General features: G+C 53.5%; 20 protein-coding genes. 11 read left to right on the plus strand and 9 right to left on the minus strand.

Annotated features, from left to right (window positions below; all coding sequences use genetic code 11):
- Positions 1-11: 11 nt before the first annotated feature.
- Entirely contained in the window at positions 12-896 is an 885-nt protein-coding gene (locus tag ACVV26_RS00575) for an ROK family protein (RefSeq protein ID WP_474799527.1), read from the minus strand.
- A 227-nt stretch (positions 897-1,123) separates the two neighbouring features.
- On the opposite strand from ACVV26_RS00575, the gene ACVV26_RS00580 reads away from it, so the two are divergent.
- On the plus strand, positions 1,124-1,612 hold the full coding sequence (locus tag ACVV26_RS00580) for a 4Fe-4S dicluster domain-containing protein (RefSeq protein ID WP_474799528.1): 489 nt from the start codon (positions 1,124-1,126) through the stop codon (positions 1,610-1,612).
- 4 nt (positions 1,613-1,616) lie between these two features.
- Here the strand turns inward: ACVV26_RS00580 and avtA are convergent, their stop codons facing one another.
- A complete protein-coding gene (gene avtA, locus ACVV26_RS00585; protein WP_474799529.1) occupies positions 1,617-2,873 on the minus strand; it encodes a valine--pyruvate transaminase in 1,257 nt (418 codons plus the stop codon).
- A gap of 134 nt (positions 2,874-3,007) precedes the next feature.
- A complete protein-coding gene (locus tag ACVV26_RS00590; protein ID WP_474799530.1) occupies positions 3,008-5,044 on the minus strand; it encodes an alpha-amylase in 2,037 nt (678 codons plus the stop codon).
- A 312-nt stretch (positions 5,045-5,356) separates the two neighbouring features.
- Here ACVV26_RS00590 and ACVV26_RS00595 point away from each other — a divergent pair, with 312 nt between their 5' ends.
- A complete protein-coding gene (locus tag ACVV26_RS00595; protein ID WP_312984211.1) occupies positions 5,357-6,181 on the plus strand; it encodes a protein bax in 825 nt (274 codons plus the stop codon).
- Positions 6,182-6,234: 53 nt separating this feature from the next.
- Here the strand turns inward: ACVV26_RS00595 and xylR are convergent, their stop codons facing one another.
- From xylR to xylF, 4 genes are all read right to left on the minus strand, one after another.
- A complete protein-coding gene (gene xylR / locus ACVV26_RS00600) occupies positions 6,235-7,413 on the minus strand; it encodes a D-xylose utilization transcriptional activator XylR (RefSeq protein ID WP_312983194.1) in 1,179 nt (392 codons plus the stop codon).
- A gap of 96 nt (positions 7,414-7,509) precedes the next feature.
- Positions 7,510-8,691 (minus strand): xylose ABC transporter permease XylH, encoded by a 1,182-nt coding sequence (xylH, locus tag ACVV26_RS00605; RefSeq protein ID WP_144131862.1) that lies wholly within the window; start codon positions 8,689-8,691, stop codon positions 7,510-7,512.
- On the minus strand, positions 8,669-10,210 hold the full coding sequence (locus ACVV26_RS00610) for a xylose ABC transporter ATP-binding protein (RefSeq protein WP_474799531.1): 1,542 nt from the start codon (positions 10,208-10,210) through the stop codon (positions 8,669-8,671). Before ACVV26_RS00610 ends, xylH begins: the two co-directional genes overlap by 23 nt.
- 68 nt (positions 10,211-10,278) lie before the next feature.
- Positions 10,279-11,271, minus strand: coding sequence for a D-xylose ABC transporter substrate-binding protein (xylF, locus tag ACVV26_RS00615; RefSeq protein ID WP_312983190.1), 993 nt, complete (start codon positions 11,269-11,271; stop codon positions 10,279-10,281).
- Between the two features lie 506 nt (positions 11,272-11,777).
- Between xylF and xylA the strand changes: the two genes are divergently transcribed.
- The 4 genes from xylA (at position 11,778) to ACVV26_RS00635 (ending at position 16,162) form a co-directional block, all read left to right on the plus strand.
- A complete protein-coding gene (xylA, locus tag ACVV26_RS00620; protein ID WP_474799532.1) occupies positions 11,778-13,100 on the plus strand; it encodes a xylose isomerase in 1,323 nt (440 codons plus the stop codon).
- A gap of 43 nt (positions 13,101-13,143) precedes the next feature.
- Positions 13,144-14,598, plus strand: a complete 1,455-nt coding sequence (xylB, locus tag ACVV26_RS00625; protein WP_474799533.1) for a xylulokinase — start codon at positions 13,144-13,146, stop codon at positions 14,596-14,598.
- A gap of 107 nt (positions 14,599-14,705) precedes the next feature.
- On the plus strand, positions 14,706-15,248 hold the full coding sequence (locus tag ACVV26_RS00630) for a cysteine hydrolase family protein (RefSeq protein ID WP_474799534.1): 543 nt from the start codon (positions 14,706-14,708) through the stop codon (positions 15,246-15,248).
- Positions 15,245-16,162 carry a GlxA family transcriptional regulator gene (locus ACVV26_RS00635; protein ID WP_474799536.1) on the plus strand — a complete coding sequence of 306 codons (918 nt, stop codon included), beginning with the start codon at positions 15,245-15,247 and terminating at the stop codon, positions 16,160-16,162. The genes ACVV26_RS00630 and ACVV26_RS00635 overlap by 4 nt, the downstream gene beginning before the upstream one ends.
- Here the strand turns inward: ACVV26_RS00635 and ACVV26_RS00640 are convergent.
- Positions 16,155-17,150: an acyltransferase gene (locus ACVV26_RS00640; protein WP_474799537.1), complete on the minus strand. Its 996-nt coding sequence runs from the start codon at positions 17,148-17,150 to the stop codon at positions 16,155-16,157. The two genes, ACVV26_RS00635 and ACVV26_RS00640, sit on opposite strands and share 8 nt — an antisense overlap.
- A 175-nt stretch (positions 17,151-17,325) precedes the next feature.
- On the opposite strand from ACVV26_RS00640, the gene ACVV26_RS00645 reads away from it, so the two are divergent.
- The 5 genes from ACVV26_RS00645 to ACVV26_RS00665 all read left to right on the plus strand — a co-directional run bounded on the left by ACVV26_RS00645 (position 17,326) and on the right by ACVV26_RS00665 (position 21,716).
- Positions 17,326-17,634 carry a YsaB family lipoprotein gene (locus ACVV26_RS00645; protein WP_312983180.1) on the plus strand — a complete coding sequence of 103 codons (309 nt, stop codon included), beginning with the start codon at positions 17,326-17,328 and terminating at the stop codon, positions 17,632-17,634.
- A 161-nt stretch (positions 17,635-17,795) separates the two neighbouring features.
- On the plus strand, positions 17,796-18,707 hold the full coding sequence (gene glyQ / locus ACVV26_RS00650) for a glycine--tRNA ligase subunit alpha (RefSeq protein ID WP_002435350.1): 912 nt from the start codon (positions 17,796-17,798) through the stop codon (positions 18,705-18,707).
- 9 nt (positions 18,708-18,716) lie between these two features.
- Positions 18,717-20,786, plus strand: coding sequence for a glycine--tRNA ligase subunit beta (glyS, locus tag ACVV26_RS00655; protein WP_474799539.1), 2,070 nt, complete (start codon positions 18,717-18,719; stop codon positions 20,784-20,786).
- 288 nt (positions 20,787-21,074) lie between these two features.
- Complete coding sequence (locus tag ACVV26_RS00660; protein ID WP_312983176.1) at positions 21,075-21,233, plus strand: Hok/Gef family protein; 159 nt, start codon at positions 21,075-21,077, stop codon at positions 21,231-21,233.
- A 324-nt stretch (positions 21,234-21,557) separates the two neighbouring features.
- Positions 21,558-21,716, plus strand: coding sequence for a Hok/Gef family protein (locus tag ACVV26_RS00665; protein ID WP_474799540.1), 159 nt, complete (start codon positions 21,558-21,560; stop codon positions 21,714-21,716).
- Positions 21,717-21,865: 149 nt separating this feature from the next.
- Here ACVV26_RS00665 and ACVV26_RS00670 read toward each other — a convergent pair whose 3' ends face one another.
- On the minus strand, positions 21,866-22,156 hold the full coding sequence (locus ACVV26_RS00670; protein ID WP_312983173.1) for an HTH-type transcriptional regulator: 291 nt from the start codon (positions 22,154-22,156) through the stop codon (positions 21,866-21,868).
- Between the last annotated feature and the right edge of the window lie 148 nt (positions 22,157-22,304).

Genomic DNA, 22,304 nt, shown 5'->3' on the forward strand with positions numbered 1-22,304 from the left:
CGCTCGCGCCCTTATTTCCGGGGCGCGATTTTTTTCTTCGCCAGCCATACCGCGCCTAATCGCCCGGCCTGATTGCCCAGCTCGCAGGGCTGGATCGGCACCTGCAAATCATCCCATAGCTCAAAGGTTTCCAGATGGCGTCCTAACAGCTGAAATACTTTTTCCTCTTCGCTAATTCCGCCGCCGATGAGCACCCCTTGCGGATCAAACATCGAAATAACGCTGTAGACGCCGCGCGCCAGATTACGCGCCCATTCATCGATCGCTTCGCGTAAATGAACATCGCTGTTCATGCGTTCAAACAGCTCCTTACCGTGCGGCATTTCATCCACAGACAGCGCCAGCGCCTGGCGACAGGCTTCCATCAGTCCGCTGGCGGAGGCGACCTCATGCATACACTCGCCGTTATTGCCCACCGGGATCACGCCAAACTCTCCGGCACGATAATGTGAGCCCCGGTAAAGCTCGCCATCAAGAATAATCCCCCCGCCGATACCGGTCCCGACGGTAATACACACAAAGTTTTTATATTCTTTCCCCGCGCCGCGCCACAGTTCGCCCAGTGCCGCACAATTGGCGTCATTCTCGACGATGGCGGGTAAATCGGTGAGTTCGGCGAACAATTCCAGCAGATTGACGCCATCCATATACTCCAGCGCGCCTGCTTTTGCCGCTACACCGGTATGGGCATTAATGTGCCCCGGGAAACTCACGCCAATGCCGACAATCTCATGTTCTTTCTGATATGACTCAACCACTTCCTGCCATTTTTTGCGGAACGTTTGCTCATCTTCCGGCGTGTCGTATTCATCGGAAACCAACTCATTACCTTCTTCATCAATCACGCCATGTTTGATGTGCGTTCCACCCACGTCGAAGCCAATGAAATGCTGCATAGATTTTTCCTTTCAGGGAGGCATACAACTAATTATGGCTGAGGCCCGCCCGCGGAATGTAAATAAAGGTAATGGTTTAAAAACAGGCAGCTAGCTGGAATGTATTGGCAACAGCTGACGCCAGAATCCTTAGAGAGCGAAAACTGGCCTCTTTACCCGCCAGGATCAAAGAGAATGACGGGTGTTTTCTGGCAATCTGGCTCTTTTAGGGTCTGATGGAGTGGGAAATGAACCGCTTTATTGTTGCCGAATCGAATAAATGCATCGGTTGCCGTACCTGTGAAGTGGCTTGCGTCGTCTCACATCAGGCATCGCAGGATTGCTCAGCAGTAAGCCCGGAAGTCTTCCAGCCGCGTATCCGGGTGGTTAAAACCGGTATGCTGTCCACTGCGGCGGTATGCCGCCAGTGCGAAGACGCGCCGTGTGGCGCGGTTTGCCCCACCCAGGCGATTTCCCGCTGGGGCGATTTTGTCTATGTGGATCAGGCACGCTGCATCGGCTGCAAAACCTGTATGGTGGCATGCCCTTACGGCGCGATGGAAGTCGTCACCGTTAACGCGCATCAGGTACAGGCATTGAAGTGCGATTTATGCTGGCACCGGGAAGCGGGCCCTGCGTGTGTCGAGGCGTGCCCGACGTCGGCGTTACGCTGTATGGACCCCAAACAGCTCGAGCAAATCAGCGCGGAAAAACGCCGCCGGGCGGCGGCGTGGTAAGCCGTTATGCGCTGGCCTCTTGCCAGGCGAGCGCAATCTCTTCCGCCAGGATTTTCACCCCTGCTTCAATTTTTTCCAGCTCCGGCACATAGTTCATGCGCATACACTGGTGGGTGTGGGGCCACGGCTTATCCAGCCCAGGGAAAAAGTAATCCCCAGGCACCATCAACACACCGCGTTTTTTCAGCCGCTGATACAGCAGTTCGGTGGTGATCGGCAAATCTTTAAACCATAGCCACAGGAAAATCGCCCCTTCCGGCTTGTGGATCAGGCACCGCTGTTCCGGTAAATAGCGCCGAATAACGGCAATCGTTTCCTGCACGCGCTGCTGATAAAACGGCTTAATCACCGTTTCAGACAGGCGCAGCAGGTCTTTGCGCTTAATCATTTCACAGGCGATGGCCGGGCCAATGCCGCCGGGCGCCAGGCTGATAATGCCGTTCATATTGCTGACGGCGGAGATAATCTTTTCATTAGCGATAATAATGCCGCAGCGGCTGCCCGGCAGGCCCAGTTTCGACAGGCTCATGCACAGAACGATATTCGGGTTCCACAGCGGGCGCGCTTCAGAAAAGATAATGCCGGGGAACGGGACGCCATAAGCGTTATCTATGACCAGCGGGATGCCGTGCTGGTGGGCAAGCGCGTCCAGCTTCATGAGCTCATCATCAGTGATAACGTTGCCGGTCGGGTTGGTGGGGCGCGAGACGCAGATCATCGCAGTCTCTTCGCCGATATGCAGATGCTCGAAATCCACGTGATATTTAAACTGGCCTTCCGGCAGCAGCTCAATATTCGGGCGCGCCGAAACAAACAACTCCTCTTCCAGGCCGGAATCTGCATAGCCAATGTATTCCGGGGCTAGCGGGAAAAGCGCCTTTTTAGTGGAGCCGTCCGCCTGGCGACCCGCGAACAGGTTAAACAAGTAGAAAAATGCGCTCTGACTGCCATTTGTTAGCGCAATATTCTGTGGTTCGATATCCCAACCAAATTCTTCACGCAGCATAGCGGCGAGTGCGTCCAGCAGCTCGCTTTTTCCCTGCGGGCCATCATAATTGCAAAGCGCTTCAGTGACTTTGCCGGTTTCCAGCATCTCACCCAGTAGCTTCTGGAAATAGTCGTTCATCTCCGGGATTTGCGCCGGGTTCCCACCGCCCAGCATGATTGCGCCGGGCGTGCGCAACCCGTCGTTAAGATCTTCCATCAGGCGTGTAATGCCTGCATGGCGGGTGAATTTGTCGCCGAACAGAGAAAAAGTCATAGCCGTCTTGATATCGAATACTTATAAAAGAGGCTCACGATAACGCTACCTGTTCAACGGCGCAAACAGGCCCGTCCAGAAGAATGTTAGCGATTATGCCAGGTACGTAGATTCTGCTGGCATAATCGTCTGGGTCATTTTTGCGGTTCGCCTGCCCAAACCACCATTACCGTATCATCGCCCTGGACGCGGCTAAAACCATAGATTTTGTCGTCGCTCAACGGAATGTGCTTCCCTTCGCCAATGGCCGGATGGCGGGCGCGGAACTGCGCAATTTTCTGCCAGTGCGCCAGCGATTCGGCCTGCGTGCCCTTGATATCCTGCCAGTTCATCGACGAGCGAGTGCCCTGCAACGGATCGGAGCCGGTTGGGCCGAAGGGGCGGGCCGTCTCGTCGCCGTAGAAAATCTGCACCGCGCCCGGCGCTAACAGCAACAGTTCCGCCGCGCGGGTGCCGCCTTCACGGAACAGCCGGGTATCGTGCGAGGAGAGGTAACTTAATACGTTAAACTGCTGGAGCTTGTCCGCCATCTGCTGCCAGATGGGGTCAATGTTTGCCAGGCAATCTACTGCACCCGCCGCCTGCTCCTGATAATCAAAATTGATCATCGCATCAAAGCCGTTACGGTAGTAATCGCTCTGCATCACGCCGTGCCCCCAGGCCTCGCCCGTCATCCAGAAAGGCGCGTCGTCCAGCTTTTTATCGGGATTAGCGGCTTTCCATTCCACCAGCGCATCGTTGGCCTGATTTTTTAGCTGCTGCCAGGCACCCATTTCGACATGTTTTGCGGTATCGACCCGGAAACCGTCGACGCCGAAGTCCCGCACCCATTGGCTGAGCCACTGGGTCAGATAGTCGCGCGGCGTGTAGTCAGGCCGCTCTTTCGCCCGGGTGTCGGGTTTTTGACTATAGAAATTGGGGAGTCCGGTGGGCGTGATGGACTCCGTTTTCAGGTCCGGCAGAAACGCCAGCGACATGGTGAGATCGTCAAAACCGGGGCTGTCATAGTCACCAATATCGGTGCGGATCCAGTTTTTACCCCACCATTTTTCCCAGGCGGCTTTATCGCTAAAGTTAATGTAATCATTAAAGCTGTGCCAGCTCTGGCCTGGGCCGGGTTTCCAGTCAGTCCAGCGCTCGCCGAGAATGTTGGTGATCTCATCACCTTTCAGATACAGCGCGCCAAACTGGTATTGCTGCATATCCGCCAGGGTGGCGTAACCGGCGTGGTTCATCACGATATCGAACAGGACGCGGATACCGCGCTGGTGAGCGCCGTCAATCATCTTCTGAAGGTCGTCGCGGGTGCCCATATTGGCGTCAAGCGTGGTCCAGTCCTGCGTGTAGTAGCCGTGATAGGCGTAATGCGGGAAATCGCCTTTGGTCCCGCCACCGACCCAGCCGTGGATTTGTTCAAAGGGCGCGCTTATCCATAACGCGTTAACGCCGAGATCCTGCAAGTAATCCAGCTTTTGCGTCAGGCCCTGTAAATCGCCACCGTGGAAAGTGCCGATCTCCTCCATGCCGTCTTTATGCCGCCCGTAGCTATTGTCATTATCAGGGTTGCCGTTTTCGAAGCGGTCGGTGAGTACAAAGTAAACGGTGGCGTTATGCCAGCTAAATGGCGCTTTATCGTTAGTCTCTTCTGCTTCCAGCAGTAACAGCCCATTGCTGGTCGCGGCGGGCATCAGGGTAATTTTGCCATCGGTCACGGTCGCGCTGTTGCCGCTGTAGAAATCCCGTACCCGCGAGCCTTCTTCAAAGCGATCGTTAACCGAGACGGTGACCGGGCTGCCGTCCCATTTCGGGCACTGGCGAACCGCAGCCGCTGCGGTTTGCGGTTCATCCTGTTTCACACTCAGCATCAATGTGGGCGTACCTGAGCGGGTATCGACCTGCACCTGATAATTGCCGCTGCGGAACAACCGCCATTCAGGCGCATCACCCGCGCAGGGTGCCAGTGATAGCATCTGGTTTAATTTGATTGCCCCGCTCGGCTGCCAGCATTGTTCGTCCTGGGTTATACGCAGCGGGCGGTTGCCTTTTTCCAGTGTGCCCTGGGCGATAAACACGCCGGGGCTTTGTTCCTCAAATGCAGGGAGATCGGGCAGGCTCCACTGCGCAATCGCAGCGCCGGGCAACAGTAGCAGGGCAAGAAGGCTTTTCTTCATCAGGCGGCTTCCATTAGGGTTTTTGCTATTTTGGCAAAATTTTCGCCAGCCAGTCTCATCCTTGTTTCAGCCTTGCGAGGCTGAATCCACAGGATGAGTGAGCCATCTCTCATTTTTGCTTTTTTCTGCGATAAGCTTCAGATAATTCATTATTTTTGACTACGATAAGAAGGTCGTACGTGACAAGGTTTCGGATTTGTATTATTTCTTTTACTGCTCTTGAAGGTTATTTTTGGTAAGATTTGAGATTCGGTTCACAAATTTTTCTCATGAATAAGGTGTTGGAATGCATTTATCCGACCAGGAGACCTAATGATATCGACTCGATTACGACGAATCGGGGCGGCGATACTCATCTTTTTCACCTATGCAGTTTCAGGTGAAGTGCTGGCAAAACAGCACACGACGACGAGTCACACAGCTCAGATTAAGAAAACCAGCGGTAAGCACCAGGCAAGCAGTAAAAAAGAGTATTCTCGCAATAGTGAAATAAGCGGTTCACTTCCTGATTTGCGAAAATACCCTTCCGGGACCCCAAGAAAAAAAGCGTTTCTCCGGACAGTCATGCCTTACATTACCAGCCAAAACGCGGTGATTACTGCGGAACGTAACTGGCTTATCTCTAAACAGTACGACGGGCGCTGGTCGCCGAGCGAACGCGCGCGTCTGAAGAAAATTGCCCAAAACTACGACGTGAAATGGAGCGGCAATACTAAACGTATTCCGTGGAACACATTGCTTGAGCGCGTAGACATCATTCCAACCAGTATGGTTGCGACGATGGCTGCCGCAGAAAGCGGTTGGGGCACCTCGAAACTTGCCCGCAGCAATAACAACCTTTTTGGCATGAAGTGTTCGAAAAGACACTGCAACAGCGGGACCGGCAAAGTGAAAGGTTACTCGCACTTTGAATCCGTGAAGGAGTCCGTGACGGCATACGTGAACAACCTGAATACCCATCCGGCGTATTCATCGTTCCGTAAGTCTCGTGCCCAGTTGCGTAAAGCGGACCAGGAGCTGACGGCGAGCAATATGATCCACAAGCTCAAAGGCTACTCCACCAAAGGTCAGAGCTATAACAATTACCTGTTTGCTATGTATCAGGATAACCAGCGGCTGCTGGCGGCGAACATGTAATTGATAACCTATGAACCGAAAAACCCGGCTAATCAGGCCGGGTTTTTTATTGTCTAACGGGAAAACTCGCTATGCCGTTCACGATAATCTTTCGGCGTGGCATCGTACTCTTTTTTGAAAACCGAATAGAAATATTGCAGCGATGGATAGCCGCAGATTTGTGAAATCTCGTTGATGGAGAGCGAAGTGGAAATCAGCAGACTGCGCGCTTTATGAAGCTTTTCGGCGTGCAGCACGGCGTGAATGGTTTCGCCGACTTCTTCTTTAAACCGTTTTTCAAGATTAGATCGCGACATGCCAATGGCATCCAGCACCTGTTCAACTTTAATGCCCTTACAGGCGTGATTACGGATGTAATGCATCGCCTGAATCACGGCTGGATCGTGCAGAGAACGGTAATCTGTGGACTGGCGTTCAACCACCTTGACCGGCGGCACCAGCAGGCGTTGCAGCGGCAGGGTTTCATTAGCTAGCAGGCGGTGAAGCAGTTTTGCCGCCTGATAACCCATCTGGCGTGTGCCTTGCGCCACCGACGACAGCGCGACCCGTGAAAGGTAGCGCGTCAGTTCTTCGTTATCGATACCAATCACGCAAATCTTTTCCGGCACCGGAATATGCAAATGCTCACAGACCTGCAAGACGTGGCGGGCGCGCGCATCGGTTACCGCAATAATGCCGGTTTGCGGCGGCAGAGTTTGCAGCCAGTCTGCCAGGCGATTTTGGGCGTGTTGCCAGTTATCCGGCGCGGTTTCCAGGCCCTGATACACCACGCCACGGTATTTTTCCTGGGCCACGAGCTGGCAGAACGCGTGTTCGCGTTCCGCCGCCCAGCGTTTGCCGCTGGACGCAGGTAATCCGTAGAAGGCAAAGCGATGTACGCCTTTTTCTTTCAAATGCAGAAAGGCCTGTTCAACCAAGGCATAGTTATCGGTGGCGATGTAATGAACCGGAGGATAATGCTCCGCACGATGATAGGAGCCGCCCACGCCGACGATTGGCACATTCACATCCGCCAACAGTAGCTCAATTTCCTTGTCGTCAAAATCCGCGATGACGCCGTCACCTAACCACTCTTTAATGTTATCGATACGCGCCCGGAAATCCTCTTCAATAAAAATATCCCAGCTCGATTGGGTCGCCTGAAGATATTCTCCTACCCCCTCAACCACTTGCCGGTCATAGGCTTTATTAGCGTTAAACAGCAAAGTAATACGGTGACGTTTTTCAAACATGACGTAGCCCTGACAGTTCTTCCCTTTCCTGAATAGCATAAATGACAAGATGCCGGAGTTTTTACGCTCCGGCATTGCGATCGGTTACGCAGTTTATTAGCCGCGTCGCTTGGTGGCGGAATCCATCCAGACAGCCAGCAATAAAATTGCGCCTTTCACGATGTACTGCCAGAAGGTCGGCACGTCCATCATGCTCATGCCGTTATCCAGCGAGGCCATGATAAAGGCACCCATTACCGCCCCGGCAACGCTGCCAATCCCGCCCGCGAGACTGGTCCCGCCAATAACACAGGCGGCAATCGCGTCCAGCTCGGCAATGTTCCCGGCGGAAGGGGACCCTGCGCCGAGCCGCGAGCTTAATATCAACCCGGCTATCGCCACCATCAGGCCATTAATCGCAAACACCGCCAGCTTAGTACGCTCGACGTTAATACCGGATAAGCGCGCCGCTTCTATATTGCCGCCGATGGCGTAAATCCGGCGGCCAAAGGCGGTGCGCGTCGCCATAAACATCCCGCCCAGCAGCAAAAACGCGAGGATTAACACCGGCGTCGGCACGCCGCGATAGTCGTTCAGCAACCAGATCGCGCCCAGGACGATCACCGCGATGAGCGCCTGTTTGCCTACCGTACCGCTGGCGGCATTCACGGGTAATCCTAAGGTCTGGCGGCGTACCCGGCCACGCCATTGCCACGCCATAAACGCCATCAGCCCAAGCGTACCGACGACAAAACCAATGCCGTTAGACAAATAACTTTGGCCGATTTGCGACATGGCATTACTGGTCGGCGAAACGGTTGTCCCGTTGGTAATACCGATTAAGATGCCGCGAAATGCCAGCATTCCCGCAAGGGTGACGATAAACGACGGCACTTTGCGATAGGCGACCCACCAGCCGTTCCAGGTGCCCAGCAACAGCCCAAGCGCCAGCGTGACCACCACCGTCAGCGGCAGCGGCCAACCCAGCCAGACGTCGAATATCGCCGCCGCGCCGCCCAGCAGCCCCATCATTGAGCCAACAGACAGGTCAATTTCCGCCGAAATAATCACGAACACCATGCCTACCGCCAGGATGCCGGTAATGGCGGTCTGACGCAGCAGGTTGGAGACGTTACGCGCGCTGAGATACGCGCCTTCGGTCATAAAGGTAAAAAACAGCATAATCACAATGATGGCGGCGATCATGACAAACACTTGTAAGTTAAGTGCTTTCAGGCCACCGGGTGTTTTCGCCAGCGGAGCAGCGAGTTTTATTTCAGACAGGTTGCTTTTCGACATGGGGTTCGCTCCTCAGGGCCGCTTCCATTACCTGCTCCTGGGTCAGGTTTTGGTTGATCAGATTGGCTTTCAGACGTCCTTCATGCATCACCAGTACCCGGTCGCTCAGGCCGAGAACCTCCGGTAATTCTGAAGAAATAACGATGACGGCGATGCCTTGTTGCACCAGTTGGTTAATCAGCTTGTAGATTTCATATTTGGCCCCGATATCGATGCCTCTGGTCGGTTCATCGAGGATCAGAATGCGTGGGTTAAGCAGCAGACAGCGCGCCAGAATGGCTTTTTGCTGGTTCCCGCCGCTTAACCGGCCAATCGCCAGTTCCGGGGACGAGGTTTTCACTTTCAACCGGGCGATGGACTGCAAAATGCACTGCTGTTCCGCCGCATCATCCAGGGTACTCACTGGACCGGTAAAATCGCTTAACGACGCTAAAGTGATATTTTTCCCTACCGCCATTACCGGCACGATGCCGTCTTTTTTGCGATCTTCCGGCACCATCGCGATACCGTGGGCAATGGCCTGCTGGCAGCTTTTAATTGAAACCGGCGCGCCATCGATAATAATCTGGCCTTCCCAACGCCCGGGCCAGACGCCGAACAGGCATTGCACCGCCTCGGTTCGCCCAGCGCCGACCAGGCCGGCAATACCCAGGATCTCGCCGCGCCGCAGACTGAACGAGATATCGTTCACGCGCTTAATGTGGCGATTGACCGGATGCCAGGCGGTGAGGTGCTCGACGCGCAAAATCTCGTCATGTACCTGATGCGGTTCGTTGGGGTAAAGCGAGGTTAATTCGCGGCCCACCATCATGGTGATAATGTCGCTTTCGCTCATCTGCTCTGCATCGCGGGTGCCGATATGCTGGCCGTCCCGGATCACGCAAATGGTGTTGGAGATGGCTTTAACTTCGTTCAGCTTGTGAGAAATATAAATACAGGCGATACCGTGATTTTGCAGATCGCGAATGATATTCAGCAATACCGTGGTTTCCTGCTCGGTCAGCGACGCCGTCGGTTCATCGAGGATCAGTAACCGCACCTGTTTATTCAGTGCCTTAGCGATTTCTACCAGTTGCTGGTGCCCAAGGCCCAAATCACCCACGCGGGTATCGGGCGAAAGGTTCAGGTTCACCTGCGCCAGCAGCTTCTGGCAGCGCAGCGTCATCGTGTCATAATCCATCACGCCGTGGCGGGTGATCTCTGTGCCCAGAAAAATGTTTTCCAGAATGGTGAGGTGTTTAACCAGCGCCAGCTCCTGGTGAATAATCGCGATGCCTTTGCGCTCGGTATCGCGAATATGGCTCGCTTCGAGCTTTTCCCCGGCGAACCAGATCTCGCCGTCAAAACTGCCATGCGGATAAATGCCGCATAACACTTTCATTAACGTGGATTTCCCGGAGCCGTTTTCTCCGCACAGAGAAAGCACGTCGCCTGCGCTGACGTTCAGGCTGACGTTATCCACCGCTTTCACAACACCAAAGGCTTTGGTGATGTTTTTCATCTCAAGTAAGTAAGGCATGCCAACCCCGTTGTTCACGGTTGAATTCAGGCCGATAGCGCCCGCAAATGACTGCGGGCGCCCAGAGATTACAAATCGCTTTGCTTGTGGAAGCCGTCTTTGATGACGGTGGTTTCGATATTGGTTTTATCCACTTCGATAGGATTCAGCAGGCGGGCTGGCACATCTTTAAGCCCGTTATTCAGTTTCGCGTCAGATTTCGGCGTTTGCCCATTACCCAATTCCACGGCAATTTGCGCTGCGGTATTGGCGAGTTCGGTGATCGGCTTATACACCGTCATGGTCTGAGTACCGGCGATAATACGTTTCACGCCAGCGAGGTCCGCATCCTGCCCGGAAATGGCGACTTTACCGGCCAGCCCCTGGGCGCTCAGCGCCTGGATTGCGCCGCCTGCGGTGGCATCATTAGAAGCGACAACGGCATCGATTTTGTTGTTGTTGGCCGTTAAGGCGTTTTCCATGATTTTCAGGGCGTTTTCAGGCAGCCAGCCGTCTACCCACTGATCGCCGACGATATGAATTTTGCCGTCATCGATAAAGGGTTTCAGCACTTTCATCTGCCCGGCGCGGAACAGTTTGGCGTTATTGTCCACCGGTGAACCGCCCATCAGGAAGTAATTACCCTGCGGCACTTTATCAACCAGCGTTTTAGCCTGTAATTCACCCACTTTTTCGTTATCAAAAGAAATATAGAAATCGATATCGGCGTTATTAATCATTCGGTCATACGCTAATACTTTAATTCCTTCGCGTTTGGCTTCGGCCACCACGTTGCTTAATACCTGGCCGTTGTAAGGAATTATGACTAATACATCGACGCCGCGATTTATCATGTTTTCAATCTGCGACATCTGGGTTTCTTCGTTACCATTTGCTGATTGTACAAAGACTTTCGCGCCCAGCGCCTCCGCTTTATTGACGAAAATATCGCGGTCTTTTTGCCAGCGTTCCAGACGAAGGTCGTCAATTGCCATGCCGATCTTCACTTCTTTGGCGATGCCGCTCATGCTGGTCAACAGCAACGAAGCGCACAGGGTGAGGGTAAGGTTCTTTATCTTCATAGTGTTAGTACCTGTTATATACCCGTCATACTTCAAGTAGCCGGTGCGTTGGCTGCGCTCACTCATCCCAGTCATATACTTATGTACGCTCCTGGGATTCGCTCCCTTGCCGCCTTCCCGCAACTCAAATTATTTAGGGTATAGAGTGATAGTGGCGTATTACAACTCAGAGTAAAGAGACGTTCTTTTCAGTAAACATTTAGAGTTTTGACCTGGAAGCGATAAACCTTCAATTACAGATTTTCGTCCCGGCATTACGTTTTTTTGTTTGTTTTCTGTTTTATGACTGCGATCGAATTTTAAATTTAACAAGTAATACGAATTGCCTGGTTCTGGATAATTTCTCGCAGTTTTGCCATTTCTGTAAATATAGATTTTGTGACCGGTGGCGCGTTTGTGCATTATCTTAATGGAAGTGTGAAATAACGTAATTGAGTAACGGGCGGCTAATATCCAGGATTATTTTACACAGTGCCCGAACCTGCTCTCTGATTACGGAGTTAATTATGCAAAATTATTTCGACCAGCTTGAACGTGTGAAATATGAAGGACCAGAGACGTCGAACCCTCTGGCGTTTCGTCATTACAACCCGGACCAAAAAGTGCTGGGTAAACGCATGGAAGATCATCTGCGGTTCGCCGCGTGCTACTGGCACACGTTCTGTTGGAATGGCGCGGATATGTTTGGTGTCGGCTCCTTTGACCGTCCCTGGCAGCAGCCAGGCGATGCGCTGGCGCTGGCGACCCGTAAAGCGGAGGTGGCGTTTGAGTTTTTCCATAAGCTGAATGTGCCGTATTACTGCTTCCACGATGTTGACGTCTCGCCGGAAGGGGCATCGCTTAAAGAGTATTTGAATAATTTCAGCCATATGGTCGATGTGCTTGAGCAGAAACAGCAGCAGTCAGGTGTGAAATTGCTGTGGGGCACCGCCAACTGCTTCACCAATCCGCGCTACGGCGCTGGCGCGGCAACCAGCCCGGACCCGGACGTGTTTTCCTGGGCGGCCACGCAGGTGGTCACGGCCATGAACGCCACGCACCGCCTGGGCGGCGAAAACTACGTGCTGTGGGGTGGTCGCGAAGGGTACGAAACACTGCTGAATACCGACTTACGTCAGGAGCGCGAGCAGATTGGCCGTTTCATGCAAATGGTGGTCGAGCATAAACACAAAATCGGCTTCCAGGGTACGCTGTTAATTGAGCCAAAACCGCAGGAGCCGACGAAACATCAGTACGATTACGATGTGGCGACGGTTTACGGCTTCCTGAAACAGTTTGGCCTGGAAAAAGAAATTAAGGTCAATATCGAAGCTAACCACGCCACGCTGGCCGGGCACTCTTTCCACCATGAAATCGCCACGGCGATTGCGCTGGGCATATTCGGTTCCGTTGACGCCAACCGTGGCGACCCGCAGCTGGGCTGGGATACCGACCAGTTCCCGATCAGCGTGGAAGAGAACGCCCTGGTGATGTATGAAATCATCAAAGCAGGCGGGTTCACCACCGGCGGGCTGAACTTTGATGCCAAAGTGCGCCGTCAAAGTACCGATAAATACGATCTGTTCTATGGTCATATTGGCGCGATGGATACCATGGCGCTGGCGCTGAAAGTGGCCGCTCGCATGATCGAAGACGGTGAACTGGATAGCCGCGTTGCCAAACGCTATGCCGGCTGGAATGGTGAACTGGGCCAGCAAATCCTGAAAGGACAGCTCTCGCTGGAGCAATTAGCGAAGTACGCTGAGCAACAGAACCTGGCGCCGCGTCATCAGAGCGGGCATCAGGAGCTGTTGGAAAATCTGGTGAATCACTATCTGTTCGATCGTTAAACCCCTGCGCCACAACGGTGGCGCTGATTAAGGAGTTGCCGCCATGTATATCGGGATTGATTTGGGTACCTCGGGCGTGAAGGTCATTTTGCTGGGCGAGGAGGGCGAACTGCTGGCGACGCATTCCGAACCGCTGACGGTATCGCGCCCTCATCCCCTGTGGTCAGAGCAGGATCCCGATTCATGGTGGCAAGCAACTGATAAGGCGATGCAGGCGTTGGGCGCACAGCACAGTCTGCGTGACGTAAAAGCGCTGGGCATTGCCGGGCAGATGCATGGCGCAACGCTGCTGGATAAACAGCAGCGGGTGCTGCGCCCGGCCATTTTGTGGAACGATGGCCGCTGCGGCGAAGAGTGCCAACTGCTTGAGTCACGGGTCGCTGATTCCCGTTCCATCACCGGTAACCTGATGATGCCGGGCTTTACCGCGCCCAAGCTGCTATGGGTGCAACGCCATGAGCCTGCGGTGTTTGAACAGGTCGATAAGGTTTTATTACCAAAAGATTATTTGCGTTTGCGGATGACCGGTGAGTTTGCCGGCGATATGTCTGACGCTGCGGGAACGATGTGGTTGGATGTCGGCAAACGAGACTGGAGTGAGGTGATGCTTGAGGCGTGCGGGTTAACGCGTCAGCACATGCCTGTGCTGTTTGAAGGCAGTGAAGTCACGGGAACGTTAACGGCGGATATCGCCAGCCGCTGGAATATGCCTGCTGTGCCGGTCGTTGCAGGCGGCGGTGATAATGCCGCAGGCGCGGTTGGCGTGGGCATCGCCGATGCCGGGCAGGCAATGCTTTCTTTAGGAACGTCGGGTGTTTACTTTGCGGTTAGCGATGGCTTTTTATTGAAACCGGAAAGCGCCGTTCACAGTTTCTGCCATGCATTACCCAAACGCTGGCATCTGATGTCCGTCATGCTGAGCGCCGCTTCCTGCCTGGACTGGGCGGTGAAACTTACCGGTTTGGGCAGTGTCCCGGCGTTAATTGACGCAGCAAAACAGGCTAACGTTGATGCGGGCCCGGTGTGGTTTCTTCCCTATCTTTCCGGCGAGCGGACGCCCCATAACAACCCGAACGCCAAAGGCGTGTTTTTTGGCATGACCCATCAGCACGGCCCGGCGGAACTGGCTCAAGCCGTGCTTGAAGGGGTAGGCTATGCGCTGGCGGATGGAATGGACGTGGTCCATAGCTGCGGGTTGCAGCCGCAAAGCATCACGCTCATTGGTGGCGGGGCACGCAGTGAATACTGGCGGCAAATGCTGGCGGATATCAGCGGGCAAACGCTCGATTACCGCACCGGCGGCGATGTCGGCCCGGCGTTGGGCGCGGCGCGGCTGGCGCAGATAGCGCTTTCGCCTGGGCGTCCGCTGCAGGATTTACTGCCGCCGTTGCATCTGGAGCAGCAGCATCAGCCTGACGATGCTAACGTCAAACGCTATAGCGAAAGACGTGAAACCTTCCGGCAGATTTATCAGCATCTGGCGCCCTTGATGAAGTAACGACGTGAGTCGTCCTGGTTTTACCTTTCTTTGTCCGTTTTTGGTATTACCCGCTTTCAGACGCCTTGCCAGAATGGGGTTACACCCACTGAGCGAGGCGTCCTAAAATGTCACACACCGCATTGATTAACATTGATTCTCAGGTTTCTTTCTTTCATCGCGATTACTGGGAAGATATCGACTTTGCTGATTTCCAACTGGCGATTTCTCAACTGATTGCCGGTTGCCAAAAGCTGGATATTCCGGTAGTGGACATATTCCACGTTGCCGACCAGGGGCCGTTTTCGCTGGAGTCCGGCTATGTGAAGCCGATGCCTTTCCTGACGCATGAGGCAGATGTTACTTTTCATAAGCATGTTCATAACGCGTTTACCGACACCGGGCTTGATCACTGGTTACGCGTCCGGGGAATCAACCATCTGATTATTTGCGGGATACGCACCGAGCAGTGCTGCGAAACCACAGCACGCGTGGCGTCTGACCTGGGGTATCGGGTAAGTTTTGTTTCTGAGGCAATGCTGACCTTTGCGATGCGCTATAAAGACATTACTCTGGATAGCCAAACCTTGCGTCATCGTACTGAAACGGTGCTGGAAGGCCGCTTCGCCACGGTGCAAACGGTCTCTGAATGCCTGGAGTCGCTGAGATGAAAACAGATGTCTGGTTTTTGGTGTTGCCCGGTACGCTGGCGCTGGACATGATCGGGCCTGCGGAAACGCTGGGTCTGGCACGTGATGCGTTCAACTTGCACTACATTGGGCCACAACCAGAAGTCAGCACCTCGGTCGGGTTGACCATGGGCGGCATAGGCCCGCTTCCTGACAGTTTGCCGAAAGGGAGCCTGCTGGTGCTTTCCGGCGTCAGCGACTCTGCGCGTTACTTCGATACGCCGCAGGCGGTGGAGGCGCGCCGCTGGCTGGGCCGCCAGCTCGCCGCCATTCAGCGTGAAGATTTACAGCTGGTTTGCGTCTGCTCCGGTTCGCTGTTGGCGGCACGTTCCGGCCTGCTGCACGGCGTGGAATGCACTACTCATCACGATGTGATCTCGCGGCTTAAGTCTGCCGAACCGGCCGCTATCGTGCGTGAAGGGCGGATTTTTGTCGAAGATCGCGGTATCTGGACCAGCGCGGGCATCACGTCCGGCATCGATTTATCCCTGCATCTGATTAACCGACTGCATGGCCCGCAGCTGGCGTTAGACGTGGCCCGTGAAATGGTGGTGTGGTTTCGCCGTTCGGGTGAGGACCCGCAGCTATCGCCCTGGCTGCGCTATCGTAATCATATGCATCCGGCGGTGCATAAAGCCCAGGATTTGCTGTCGGGCTCACCGGAATCTGAATGGCGGCTGCCGGATATCGCCGCGCGGGTGTTTGTCAGCCCGCGCCACCTGTCACGCCTGTTCCAGCAGCATTTGGGCATTAGCGTGCGCGATTATCTTGAGCAGCTTCGCCTGGCGCAGGCTGAACAACGATTGCTGCAAGGGCAGGGCGTTGAGCAGGCTTCTCATGCCGCAGGGTTTTCATCACCCCGCCAGTTGTATCGCGCCCGGCAGCGCGCTAGCTGACCAACCTGCGCGTATCAATCCGCTGCAATAACATAGAAAGTATCAGCGAACCCATCAGCGTGGCGCTAAAGATCCAGATGATATCCAGCACCGGCCAGTGCGTGATTTCAATATGACGAGTGCGCAGCGCATGAATAAACAGGGCATGGAAGCCGTAAATGCCAAGCGAGTAGCGAGATATTAATGCCAGTCCGGGCAATGGACGGGCGTTAAGGGTATTTTTCACCACCACAAACAGACTCAATGCGGCGATGAAAACCAGCGGCCCACAGTAGAGATAAAAGGTGTCGCTAAAGTTACCTTCACGCGCCAGTTCCGAATGTGTTCCCAGGCTGATTAACGTGACGCAGGCGATAAACAGCAGCGCGGCAATAACGGTATAGCGGCGATACTGCGTTTCCAGCATGCCGATGGCGCGGCCTAATAATCCATACAGCACGTAATAAAACGTATCGCCGTTGATATACAAGTTAACCGGTAGCCATTTCACGCCGTGAAAACTTTGCGGCACTGTATTCGGGTTGGCGATCACGCCTGCCACCAACAGCAGCCCAAAAATTACCGGCAGCCCGACTTTTTTCACCGCAATCAACGGTGACAGCAGGTAAATAACGATAATCGCGAAGAAAAACCACAGGTGATAAAACACCGGTTTTTGAAACAGATTGATTAACGATAAACGTGGACTGATTGAGGTAAACAGCGCGATATAGAGAAACGCAACGGTGCTGTAAAACAGCAGACACAACCCGATACGTAAAAAGTGGCGTCGTTCGGCGCTGCGTTCGCCAAAAAACAGGTAGCCTGAAATCATAAAAAACAGCGGAACGCTGACGCGTGAGGCGGAATTCAGAACGTTGGAAAAATTCCAACTAAACGGCGTAACGACATCAGCGTTGGTAATATACCAGGTCGTGGTGTGGATCATAATCACCATCAAACAGGCGATGCCGCGCAAATTATCTATCCAATTTATTTTTTGCTGCATTTTCTCCCCGGCTCACACTTTGCTATTCCGCTAGTGTCGGTCTAATAATTATTCACTGTACCTCGGATCAGTCCGAGTTTGTTTCCTGCGGCTTGCGACGTGCCGCGTGGGCCAGCCACAATGCATTCTGACCTGAATGCGCGGATAAACCCTTACTCACTGGTAGCAAAGTATAATGACTACGACACCCATACGCTTTTCTATGCTTGCCGCCGTCATCCTCCTCGCCGGTTGCGCCAGCCAGGAAACGCAGCCGCAGCACGCCCAAAAAGCAAAGGTTACGCCGATGCACTCGCTGGCGATGGAAAACCAGTGCCGGGAAAACGCTGCTCATCGCTATAACCTTTCCAGCCAGAATATCCGCATTACAGATTTCGACGCTTTTCAGGGCAGTTACGAAATGCAGGGCAGTACCGCACGCCAGGAAGGTTTTACCTGCGCGTTCGATATGAATGGGCAGTTTTTACATCTGTCGATGCGTTAATGCTATCAACTGTGGGTAATAACCCTAAATAATCGCTGGAATTCCATCCTGAAGCCCGATTTGACGCCCCGTTCCGTTGCCCCTGTGATGCAACCCTGAGCCTTTTGAGTATATACTGGTCGCTTCCACTTAAACCCACTCGTATCGCGTGCGAAATCAACATGCAAAAGTTTGATACCAAGACCTTTCAGGGCTTGATCCTGACCTTACAGGATTACTGGGCCCGCCAGGGCTGCACCATCGTTCAACCGCTGGATATGGAAGTCGGCGCCGGCACCTCACATCCAATGACCTGTCTGCGTGCGCTTGGGCCTGAGCCCATCGCGGCCGCTTACGTGCAGCCTTCCCGCCGCCCGACCGATGGCCGTTACGGCGAAAACCCGAACCGCTTACAGCATTACTATCAGTTCCAGGTGATCATCAAACCCTCGCCAGACAATATTCAGGAACTGTACCTGGGATCGCTGAAAGAGCTGGGTATGGACCCAACGATTCATGATATTCGCTTCGTGGAAGATAACTGGGAAAACCCGACGCTGGGTGCCTGGGGCCTCGGCTGGGAAGTGTGGCTGAACGGTATGGAAGTTACTCAGTTTACCTACTTCCAGCAGGTTGGCGGCCTGGAATGTAAGCCGGTGACCGGTGAAATCACCTACGGTCTTGAGCGTCTCGCCATGTATATCCAGGGCGTGGACAGCGTCTATGACCTGGTGTGGAGCGACGGTCCGCTGGGTAAAACCACCTACGGCGACGTGTTCCATCAAAACGAAGTGGAACAATCGACCTATAACTTCGAATACGCGGACGTGGATTTCCTCTTCACCTGCTTCGAGCAGTATGAGAAAGAGGCCCAGCAGCTTCTGGCGCTGGAAAACCCGCTGCCGCTGCCAGCCTATGAACGTATTCTGAAAGCCGCACACAGCTTCAACCTGCTGGATGCCCGCAAGGCCATCTCGGTAACCGAGCGTCAGCGCTATATCCTGCGAATTCGTACGCTGACTAAAGCTGTGGCGGAAGCCTATTACGCTTCCCGTGAAGCGCTGGGCTTCCCGATGTGTAACAGAAACAATTAAGAGGCTGCCATGTCTGAAAAAACTTTTCTGGTGGAGATCGGCACTGAAGAGCTGCCACCAAAAGCCCTGCGCAGCCTGGCGGAATCCTTCGCTGCGAATGTTACTGCTGAACTCGATGCGGCTAATATCGCCCACGGCGACGTTAAGTGGTTCGCTGCGCCGCGTCGTCTGGCATTGAAAATTGCTAACCTGGCGGAGTCTCAGCCGGATCGCGAAGTTGAAAAACGTGGCCCGGCCATCGCCCAGGCCTTTGATGCCGAAGGCAAACCGAGCAAAGCGGCGGAAGGTTGGGCGCGCGGCTGCGGTATTACCGTCGATCAGGCCGAGCGTTTAACCACGGATAAAGGCGAATGGCTGCTGTACCGCGCTCATGTCAAAGGCGAAAGCGTTGAAGCGCTGCTGCCCGGCATGATCAGCGTCTCGCTGGCAAAATTGCCGATTCCAAAACTGATGCGTTGGGGCGCTTCCGACGTTCATTTTGTGCGTCCGGTGCATACCGTTACGCTACTGCTTGATGACAAGCTCATCCCGGCAAATATTCTGGGTATTCAGTCCGATCGGGTGATCCGTGGCCACCGCTTTATGGGCGAGCCAGAATTCACCCTTGAACGCGCTGACCAGTACCCGGAAATCCTGCTGGAACGCGGTAAAGTCATCGCCGATTACGAGCAGCGCAAAGCCAGAATCAAGGCCGACGCGGAAGACGCGGCGCGCAAAATTGGCGGCAATGCCGATCTGAGTGAAAGCCTGCTGGAAGAAGTCACCTCGCTGGTGGAATGGCCGGTGGTGCTGACCGCCAAATTTGAAGAGAAATTCCTGGCGGTACCGGCAGAAGCGCTGGTTTACACCATGAAAGGCGACCAGAAGTACTTCCCGGTGTACGACAATAACGGGAAACTGCTGCCTAACTTCATCTTCGTAGCAAACATCGAATCCAAAGATCCGCAGCAGATTATTTCCGGTAACGAGAAAGTAGTGCGCCCGCGTCTGGCGGATGCGGAGTTCTTCTTTAATACCGACCGCAAAAAACGTCTTGAAGACCATCTGCCGCGTCTGGAAACCGTGTTGTTCCAGCAGCAGTTGGGCACACTGCGCGATAAAACCGACCGCATCCAGGCGCTTGCCGGTTGGATTGCCGGGCAGATCGGCGCGGATGTGAATCATGCGACGCGTGCGGGCCTGCTGTCTAAATGCGACCTGATGACCAACATGGTGTTCGAGTTTACCGACACCCAGGGCGTGATGGGGATGCACTATGCCCGTCATGACGGCGAAGCGGAAGACGTTGCCGTGGCGCTGAACGAGCAGTACCAGCCGCGTTTCGCGGGCGACGACCTGCCGTCTAACCCGGTGGCCTGTGCGGTGGCGATTGCTGACAAGATGGATACCCTGGCGGGTATTTTCGGCATTGGCCAGCATCCGAAAGGCGATAAAGACCCGTTTGCGCTGCGCCGTGCCGCGCTCGGCGTGCTGCGCATTATCGTTGAGAAAAACCTGCCGCTCGATCTGCAAACCCTGACCGAAGAAGCGGTGCGTTTGTATGGCAGCAAGCTGTCCAACGCTAACGTGGTAGATGATGTCATCGACTTTATGCTGGGCCGTTTCCGCGCCTGGTATCAGGAAGAAGGCCACAGCGTGGATACCATCCAGGCGGTGCTGGCACGTCGCCCGACCAAACCGGCGGATTTCGATGCCCGCATGAAGGCGGTATCACATTTCCGTACCCTGGAGGCGGCTTCTGCGCTGGCAGCGGCCAACAAGCGCGTATCGAATATTCTGGCGAAATCCACCGAAACGCTGCACGACCATGTGCGCGCTTCAGTCTTAAAAGAGCCGGAAGAACTCGAACTGGCGCGTCAGTTAGTTATCCTGCGCGACAAACTGGAACCGGCCTTTGCGAAGGGCGAATACCAGCAGGCGCTGGTTGAACTGGCCGCCCTGCGTGCGCCGGTCGATGCGTTCTTCGATAAAGTAATGGTGATGGCAGAAGATCCGGAACTGCGCGTTAACCGCCTGACGCTGCTGTCTAAGCTGCGCGAGCTGTTCCTGCAGGTAGCGGATATTTCACTGCTGCAGTAACGGTTGCTGTAATAAATAAAAACCCGCTATTGATGGCGGGTTTTTATTTTTTTACGTTATCTTAAAAGAAGTGTATTTATTAAAAATAGCCGTTCTGTTAATGGTTCTGCTAATTATACGCAAGAGAAACATCAGTATTATCACTATCGGGTGCTCAAGGCTATTTAGCCGGAGCATGACGCAATGGTTAGGTAGACAAAAGCCCCGTAATTAAATCCATTTAATTAACGGGGCCACAATCCTAACCACACAGTTAGATTGTAGCCCCTTCCAACGAAGGAGGCAATTATGCCTGTAAAGCATAAATACACATTTTTAAGTGTATTAGTCATATGTGTAACCCTTCTCTGTTTTATCTGGATAGTGCAGGATCGCCTTTGTGAATTCAGCATTAAACAGCAAAACAGTGAATTACGGGCAGTGCTTGCCTGCGAAGCAGGGAGGTAAAGCAGTGCGGGAGAGAAATCTCCCGCATTTCAGTCAACTGATGGGTTGGGCCTGAAGGCACCCAAACTTATTCCTGAACATCCTTTCAGCTATTATCTGAAAACTATTTTATTTATCTACAACATCGGCGTTATTAACGGTTCCGTTAATTATCTGCGATATAAAAATCATTACTATAACGCTCGGGTGCTCAAGGTTATTTAGCCGGAGCATGACGCAATGGTTAGGTAGACGAAAGCCCCGTAATTAAATCCATTTAATTAACGGGGCCGCAATCCCACCTAGACAGTTGGATTGTAGCCCCTTCAACCGAAGGAGGCAATTATGCCTGTAAAGTATAAATACACATTTCTTTGTGTATTAGTCGTATGCGTAACGCTGCTTTGTTTTATCTGGATGGTGAAAGATCGTTTATGTGAACTCACCCTTAAAGAACAAAACAGCGAATTACGGGCGGTCCTTGCTTACGAAGCAGGGAGGTAATTGCGATGCGGGGGAGCGATCTCCCGCATTTCAGTCAACTGGAAAGATTGGGCCTGAAGGCACCCGCGCTTACCCTTAAAACACACAACCCCCGTATAAGACGGGGGTTGTCACGACCAGGAAAACCTAAAGGATACAGAGCAATAAAATTATTCCATCAACTGCTTACTGAGCATCGGGTTCGCCTGAATCAGGCGCATCAGCTTCAGTTCGGTGCTGGAGGGTTTTACGCGTTTTGATTCCCATTCATGCACCATGGCAACACTCACGCCCATCACCCGGGCCAGGTCATCAATTTTCAAACCGGTACTTTTTCGCAATTGCTCAAACTCGGAAAAAGCAGACGGCTTATGGGTCAGGGTCACTTTCTGTGAATCATCTTTAAAAACAATCTGCTCAAGGCTGCTGAGCAACTCAACCATTGGATCTTTATATTCCATTGAGAACTCCTCATAAATCACACTGCGGGATCGTGAACGCTAAGAAGCACATTAAGAATAGTCCCTAAATACAATCAGGGATGCTTGCGTTGGTGATTAATCGCGCGATTAGATTTTTTTAAGCGGTAAATTGCGGCACATTCCAGGG

Source organism: Atlantibacter sp. MEI4A-1023 (assembly GCF_056155425.1).

What these genes read in the sequence shown, in the direction of transcription:
- ACVV26_RS00635 (WP_474799536.1), top strand. Translation starts at nt 15,245, where the DNA reads ATGAAAACAGATGTCTGGTTTTTGGTGTTGCCCGGTACGCTGGCGCTG.
- xylH (WP_144131862.1), bottom strand. Translation starts at nt 8,691, where the DNA reads ATGTCGAAAAGCAACCTGTCTGAAATAAAACTCGCTGCTCCGCTGGCG.
- ACVV26_RS00580 (WP_474799528.1), top strand. Translation starts at nt 1,124, where the DNA reads ATGAACCGCTTTATTGTTGCCGAATCGAATAAATGCATCGGTTGCCGT.
- glyQ (WP_002435350.1), top strand. Translation starts at nt 17,796, where the DNA reads ATGCAAAAGTTTGATACCAAGACCTTTCAGGGCTTGATCCTGACCTTA.
- ACVV26_RS00610 (WP_474799531.1), bottom strand. Translation starts at nt 10,210, where the DNA reads ATGCCTTACTTACTTGAGATGAAAAACATCACCAAAGCCTTTGGTGTT.
- ACVV26_RS00575 (WP_474799527.1), bottom strand. Translation starts at nt 896, where the DNA reads ATGCAGCATTTCATTGGCTTCGACGTGGGTGGAACGCACATCAAACAT.
- ACVV26_RS00670 (WP_312983173.1), bottom strand. Translation starts at nt 22,156, where the DNA reads ATGGAATATAAAGATCCAATGGTTGAGTTGCTCAGCAGCCTTGAGCAG.
- xylF (WP_312983190.1), bottom strand. Translation starts at nt 11,271, where the DNA reads ATGAAGATAAAGAACCTTACCCTCACCCTGTGCGCTTCGTTGCTGTTG.
- xylR (WP_312983194.1), bottom strand. Translation starts at nt 7,413, where the DNA reads ATGTTTGAAAAACGTCACCGTATTACTTTGCTGTTTAACGCTAATAAA.
- ACVV26_RS00645 (WP_312983180.1), top strand. Translation starts at nt 17,326, where the DNA reads ATGACTACGACACCCATACGCTTTTCTATGCTTGCCGCCGTCATCCTC.
- glyS (WP_474799539.1), top strand. Translation starts at nt 18,717, where the DNA reads ATGTCTGAAAAAACTTTTCTGGTGGAGATCGGCACTGAAGAGCTGCCA.
- ACVV26_RS00590 (WP_474799530.1), bottom strand. Translation starts at nt 5,044, where the DNA reads ATGAAGAAAAGCCTTCTTGCCCTGCTACTGTTGCCCGGCGCTGCGATT.
- ACVV26_RS00630 (WP_474799534.1), top strand. Translation starts at nt 14,706, where the DNA reads ATGTCACACACCGCATTGATTAACATTGATTCTCAGGTTTCTTTCTTT.
- xylB (WP_474799533.1), top strand. Translation starts at nt 13,144, where the DNA reads ATGTATATCGGGATTGATTTGGGTACCTCGGGCGTGAAGGTCATTTTG.
- avtA (WP_474799529.1), bottom strand. Translation starts at nt 2,873, where the DNA reads ATGACTTTTTCTCTGTTCGGCGACAAATTCACCCGCCATGCAGGCATT.
- ACVV26_RS00665 (WP_474799540.1), top strand. Translation starts at nt 21,558, where the DNA reads ATGCCTGTAAAGTATAAATACACATTTCTTTGTGTATTAGTCGTATGC.
- ACVV26_RS00660 (WP_312983176.1), top strand. Translation starts at nt 21,075, where the DNA reads ATGCCTGTAAAGCATAAATACACATTTTTAAGTGTATTAGTCATATGT.
- xylA (WP_474799532.1), top strand. Translation starts at nt 11,778, where the DNA reads ATGCAAAATTATTTCGACCAGCTTGAACGTGTGAAATATGAAGGACCA.
- ACVV26_RS00595 (WP_312984211.1), top strand. Translation starts at nt 5,357, where the DNA reads ATGATATCGACTCGATTACGACGAATCGGGGCGGCGATACTCATCTTT.
- ACVV26_RS00640 (WP_474799537.1), bottom strand. Translation starts at nt 17,150, where the DNA reads ATGCAGCAAAAAATAAATTGGATAGATAATTTGCGCGGCATCGCCTGT.